The 5,042-nt window shown below is 33.2% G+C and carries 14 protein-coding genes; all 14 read right to left on the bottom strand.

The annotated features are described in order from the left end of the window. Window positions 1-605 (bottom strand): hypothetical protein (locus WC707_07030; GenBank protein MFA6066908.1); only part of this gene is annotated, 605 nt, incomplete at its 3' end. Window positions 606-755: 150 nt separating this feature from the next. Continuing rightward, window positions 756-1,094 (bottom strand): hypothetical protein, encoded by a 339-nt coding sequence (locus tag WC707_07035; protein MFA6066909.1) that lies wholly within the window; start codon window positions 1,092-1,094, stop codon window positions 756-758. Further along, window positions 1,095-1,358: a hypothetical protein gene (locus WC707_07040; protein ID MFA6066910.1), complete on the bottom strand. Its 264-nt coding sequence runs from the start codon at window positions 1,356-1,358 to the stop codon at window positions 1,095-1,097. 161 nt (window positions 1,359-1,519) lie between these two features. Then, a complete protein-coding gene (locus WC707_07045) occupies window positions 1,520-1,717 on the bottom strand; it encodes a hypothetical protein (protein MFA6066911.1) in 198 nt (65 codons plus the stop codon). 152 nt (window positions 1,718-1,869) lie between these two features. Next, on the bottom strand, window positions 1,870-2,043 hold the full coding sequence (locus WC707_07050) for a hypothetical protein (GenBank protein ID MFA6066912.1): 174 nt from the start codon (window positions 2,041-2,043) through the stop codon (window positions 1,870-1,872). Window positions 2,044-2,050: 7 nt separating this feature from the next. Beyond that, window positions 2,051-2,218, bottom strand: a complete 168-nt coding sequence (locus WC707_07055; protein MFA6066913.1) for a hypothetical protein — start codon at window positions 2,216-2,218, stop codon at window positions 2,051-2,053. 2 nt (window positions 2,219-2,220) lie between these two features. After that, window positions 2,221-2,451 carry a hypothetical protein gene (locus WC707_07060; GenBank protein ID MFA6066914.1) on the bottom strand — a complete coding sequence of 77 codons (231 nt, stop codon included), beginning with the start codon at window positions 2,449-2,451 and terminating at the stop codon, window positions 2,221-2,223. Further along, complete coding sequence (locus tag WC707_07065) at window positions 2,448-2,735, bottom strand: hypothetical protein (GenBank protein MFA6066915.1); 288 nt, start codon at window positions 2,733-2,735, stop codon at window positions 2,448-2,450. The genes WC707_07060 and WC707_07065 overlap by 4 nt, the downstream gene beginning before the upstream one ends. Window positions 2,736-2,909: 174 nt before the next feature. Further along, window positions 2,910-3,146 (bottom strand): hypothetical protein, encoded by a 237-nt coding sequence (locus WC707_07070; GenBank protein MFA6066916.1) that lies wholly within the window; start codon window positions 3,144-3,146, stop codon window positions 2,910-2,912. Between the two features lie 263 nt (window positions 3,147-3,409). After that, entirely contained in the window at window positions 3,410-3,574 is a 165-nt protein-coding gene (locus WC707_07075) for a hypothetical protein (protein ID MFA6066917.1), read from the bottom strand. A gap of 2 nt (window positions 3,575-3,576) precedes the next feature. Then, window positions 3,577-3,738: a hypothetical protein gene (locus WC707_07080; GenBank protein ID MFA6066918.1), complete on the bottom strand. Its 162-nt coding sequence runs from the start codon at window positions 3,736-3,738 to the stop codon at window positions 3,577-3,579. A gap of 42 nt (window positions 3,739-3,780) precedes the next feature. Next, window positions 3,781-3,996 (bottom strand): hypothetical protein, encoded by a 216-nt coding sequence (locus WC707_07085; GenBank protein ID MFA6066919.1) that lies wholly within the window; start codon window positions 3,994-3,996, stop codon window positions 3,781-3,783. A gap of 296 nt (window positions 3,997-4,292) precedes the next feature. Next, the gene (locus WC707_07090) at window positions 4,293-4,505 is read right to left on the bottom strand and encodes a hypothetical protein (GenBank protein MFA6066920.1); all 213 of its coding nucleotides are present in this window, start codon (window positions 4,503-4,505) and stop codon (window positions 4,293-4,295) included. Further along, window positions 4,502-4,858 carry a hypothetical protein gene (locus WC707_07095; GenBank protein MFA6066921.1) on the bottom strand — a complete coding sequence of 119 codons (357 nt, stop codon included), beginning with the start codon at window positions 4,856-4,858 and terminating at the stop codon, window positions 4,502-4,504. The genes WC707_07090 and WC707_07095 overlap by 4 nt, the downstream gene beginning before the upstream one ends. Window positions 4,859-5,042: the final 184 nt, after the last annotated feature.

Consider the following 5,042-nt stretch of genomic DNA (forward strand, 5'->3'; position numbering starts at 1 on the left):
ACTCTAATTTGATCGACTATGGTTTCTCCCCATTCATCTTCAATATCATCATCTCTCACACATTCCTTAATTCTAACACATGTTAGTGTCTGCACACCGCCTATATTTTCGCTTTTCCAATCAATTACTTGCGACGAATCATATAAAATAGCGGTTGAACGTGCTCCCATGTTTTTAACATCAAGTGCCGTTAGTATATGGTCATTATCTTCTGTATGCTTTATAGCTGTATAATCAACAAATATAAAACTAATCCCATCTGATATCCCTTTAACAAAAACATCAAACAAAAACGAGGTAATATTACGCCCTTGGCCGTCGATATTATCCAGTATTGCGACTATTTGCTTTGGAATATCTGTATTAATTGTGACCGGCTTAGAAAAAACCTTACCGGCCATTTTCATTATTGTATTTTTGTATGCGCCGTATAGCGTGGTTGATTTTAGCCTGACTTGATAATTTTCTTCTTCTTCTGCCGGATGTTTGGGCATAAAATCCTTCGCCTCCGCTTGCATGGCTTTAGTTCCGCCCATTAAAGCCCTTGATAATTCCCGTTCTTCTTCTAGTTCTAAATATCTTTTTGATGGTGTATTGATTGACATTATGATAAGCCTATTATATGTAATACATACACTATATCATAAGTCAAGTAAAAAATGCAATTATATACAATAATTACAATAAGCACACAATAAAAAACCGGATCATGCTAAAAGCAATGGCCGATTGTAGTTGAATTAAAATTTACAATTTTACTTATTCATTCCTTTTAATTGATTACAATATCCTCCGGTTAATTTTTTAATAGATAGTTTTTCTTTTGGCATTTTAAATGGCGTTGAATAGTTCCACCACTCAGAACCATCATATTCACCTCTCCACATTTTAGATCCGTCAGAAAAAACAATAATTAAATCCTCTGCTATTTCTTGACCGCCAAAACCACTATCATATTGAATGTCTGCAATTTTTAAGAACTCATTCCATGTACATTGATGACCTGTTTCTTCAGAACCAATAAAAATAATATCTTTTATTTTATGTCCTGAATCTTTTATTGCTTCTTTTGTTTCTTCTAATAAATTTGTCATTTATTTACACCCCAAATGATTAAAATTACCATCTAATCGCGGTGTTAATGTGCCGTTTTTAGATTCATAAAACTGGCAACCTGTTTTATAGTCCGTTTTAATGATTAATCCGCTTCGCTTGCTTCCATATTCTTGTTGGTCTGAGTCGTCTCGCCCTAGTGTTGAATTATTATAGGTATAGTTAAAAATTAATACTAACATTGAATAATAACATAACAATGTTAATACCAATATTGTATAGTCTTTTGCTTCTTTTAAATTCATAGCGTTTTAATTTTAACCGTTGCGTTAGGTGGTAGTAGTAGTCTCATCTATGCTTTACCCTTGGTAAATAAAAAACAAATCCACAATCTTTACACTTTACTTTAATATTAAATAAAAAAGAATTAGGCTTGTATGTATTTGTATGCTTACATTCTTTCACATCACACTGCCTTATTCTTATTATTGCGTATTTTATCAGCAATTAAATCATTATCAAAACACCAAGCAATATTGGCATCACTATCCCGCTGAACTTCTTGGGCGGATTGCCATATTTCATAAGCAATTAATTTTGTAAATGACATGATATTGTCAACCTTGCCATATTTTTCTTCAAACCATTCATTAAATGTTTTCATTTTTAATATCCTTTATAATTACTGAGCACCTAACATCAATTAATATCAAGATAGGTATAAACCATAACCAATAAGTAAAATCTGTAATAGACAATTTGCTATATGCTAATAATGCGCCAATAACTGCGTATATGCTATATTTTTTAATAAAATCAAACATCATCAACCCCATAATATAAACGCAACGCCTTATCAATCACAACGCTAGGCTTACCATCTGCCCGTACTTTTGCATCTAACCATCGTTCTAGGCGGATAGGTACAGCTACCGTATCTTTTGTCGGTCTGCCGCGTTCTTTTTTAACTTTGCTTTCTTCTTTATTCATTTATTTTCTAATTTAATAATTCAGGCCAATAATAATCTATCTGGTCTTTGCATAATAAAATAACTTGTTCGGCATATTCTTGCATGCCGTGTTTATTGGTTGATAACTCATCTTGCCAATCTTTCAATCTATCTAGATATTGCTGTTTTGTACCATTGGGTTTATATATTGGCATTATCACCAAACCCCATCACTATGCGAATAAATACCTGCGCCTAAATATACACTATCCTCATAAAATAAGCGCTGTTTTTTGTCTGTTGCGTTCATTTCTGTATAAAGTGTTGCTATGCCATTGATTAAGGCGTAATGGCGCTTAAAAAATGGCATGGTTCCAAGATGTAGTGGCATTTTATTATTCGATGAAAAATGCTTTGCTTGTTTTTCGCTGTACCAAAAGTGGTTCATTTATAACTTAACTCCTTTATTATGTTGTATTTATCCAATATCAATTGCAATTTATCGCGTTCATTTTCAAAATAATCGCTTTGTTCAATGGATGTGTCCAATGCTATTTTTAAAAAATCACGTTCGTTAATAATATCATTAATCTTAGTAATAATAGATGTTGCTGTGTGTCCTAGATCATTGTCGTCAACATCAACACCACAACAAGTAGCGCCAACGTGAGTTGCAATGTGCGTTAGCGCTGCGTTTAATTGTTCGATTAATTCCATTGATGTGTTATTCATTATTACCTTTCATAAATAACATTAAATTAAGCCTATCCATCATCATCCATGTGTCAATATTATCACTACTACCTAGTCCAAACGCTACTAGTTTATAATAAGCCCATAAAATAGCGTCGTAGTCGATATATAGTTCATTTTGTTCGCTTGGTAAATTTTGCATATTCTTTTCCATTACTCAGTCCAAGCTGATTTAATACCCAGCATTCTACCAGCGTATTCCGGGAATCTTGTATTAATTCCGTCAAGCTTCCTACCAAGTCCAATAAGCATAGCCATTTCCCACGTTTCAGCCATGTAACTTAGTTCAACGCCATCAACTACAGGTACAAAGTATGTATCTCCGTATGATTCTCCGGTAATGTACTTTTTACCTTTATGGATATTTGATTTTTCAATTATTTCTATCATTTTCTTAGTCCTATTCATTTATTAAAAACACGCCTTATTGTCGCATTGGTTATGTATTTATGCAAGTGTTAATTATCATTTTGTAACAATCTCCACAACGCCTACCTCATATCCATAATCAATCGCAATATCAACACATAATTTAATCAATTCTTCTCTAGCATCCTTTTCTTTGTAACTATAAATATTATACATATTCTCATAACAAGTCATCAAGTCATGATATATATACTCAAATCTGCAATAGCTCATGTTTGACATTTTTATTCATCAATGATTTTATATTCTTGTATTATTTTGTAGCCAATCTCAAAATTACCGTAACACTTAACATCTTCAAGCTTTATATTACTTGGAAGTTTTTTGCGTTCGAATTCGAGATCAAATTCAGCTTGTTCTTTTGTATTTCCAAATCCTTCAATTTTCATAATCAATCAATCCCCGCATAAAGATGAGGCGATCTGCCGTCCTGCTTGGCTAATTTCTCATCGTCTGTAATGCCGTATTTGTTAGTATCGCGATATAGACGGTTTAATATCTCTATAGCCTCGTCAACGTGATTATCATAATGTACGACAGCTACTAATGACATTCTTTCGCGGTTGTATATGTAGGCTTTGTGTTTCATAAATAACTATCCCGCTCGAAATGAATCTAAAACAATACCTTCTTTAACTCCTTTTGTTGCATTACCTAAAAAGGTAACTTCAATATCATTAAAATTCCACTCATCTCCACCAGGATTGTAATTTATTGCATCTTCTTCTGATTTACAAGATATTACAAAAGCATCATAGCAGTCGTAACTTACTTCATTCTTTTGTTTTACTAAATATAGTTTTAATTTCATATTCATTCACCTTTTTCATTTATTAGTTAAGTTTTACGCATTGTGCGCTTTGTTTTTATTTAATGCAAGTGTTTATTGTGCAAAATACCACTCCGGCACATATCTATTTTTCCCCGCTGCAAGGTGCTGTTTTGAGCCGTTGAAGTAATTGCGATAAGATTGCACGCTATCACCGTCTAAAACACGATGTGCGGTTGATAATAATTGTGCGTACTCCAAAATTTGCTTGATCGTGTGCTTATCACAATGCCACTGAGCGCACTCTTTTGGATTGGTGGAGAATTGGAAGGTGTTAATTATTCGCACCTAACTAAATCAACAGGTTTAAAATGCCTAACAAAACCAAAATAATCATCTTTATTCACAACATGCTCGCACTTTACAACAATATAATTGTTTGTATTTTCGCCTTTTTTTGGTGGCAAAACTTTTATAGCTTTAGCATAGCTATAGTTAGGATGGTCTTTAAACCTGTAAAATTCACCGATAACAATATCTTTTGCTATCATAACAATAACTCCGCCAATTCTTCAAGTTCATAATAAACTTGCATTAGTCCGTCACTAGTACCATTGTACCAAGCCAATCTATAAGCTTTATCAGCTTTAGGATGATTAGTTAATCCGCATACTTCTAGTGCGTCAACTTTGAATAATGCTAATAATCGATTATCTTCTTCATTGTATTGTTTCTTTAATTCCTTGTATTGCTCAATCTTAGCGTTATATTCATCCTTTAATGGTGATCCGCAACTACCACAAAAGTTAGGCGCTATATTGCCGCCAAATGGCTGACCACAATCACATATCTTTGCTGGGTGCATTGGGTAGCTAATTGTGTTTTTGTATTTGTCTACGTTCATTTCATTTCACCTTTTATAATTATTTTAAATTTACGCTATGGTAGCATGTTGATAGGTTAATGCAAGCGTTTATTATAAATACCTAGCGCTTTCAAATTCCCAAAAATCATCTTCACCGAACATTTCTTGTGCTCTATATTTTGCATAATCATGACCAACTCTATCGGCATATGCCTGTGTGTAA

The sequence above is a fragment of the Candidatus Babeliaceae bacterium genome (assembly GCA_041660765.1).
GTDB lineage: Bacteria > Babelota > Babeliae > Babelales > Babelaceae > JBAZVR01.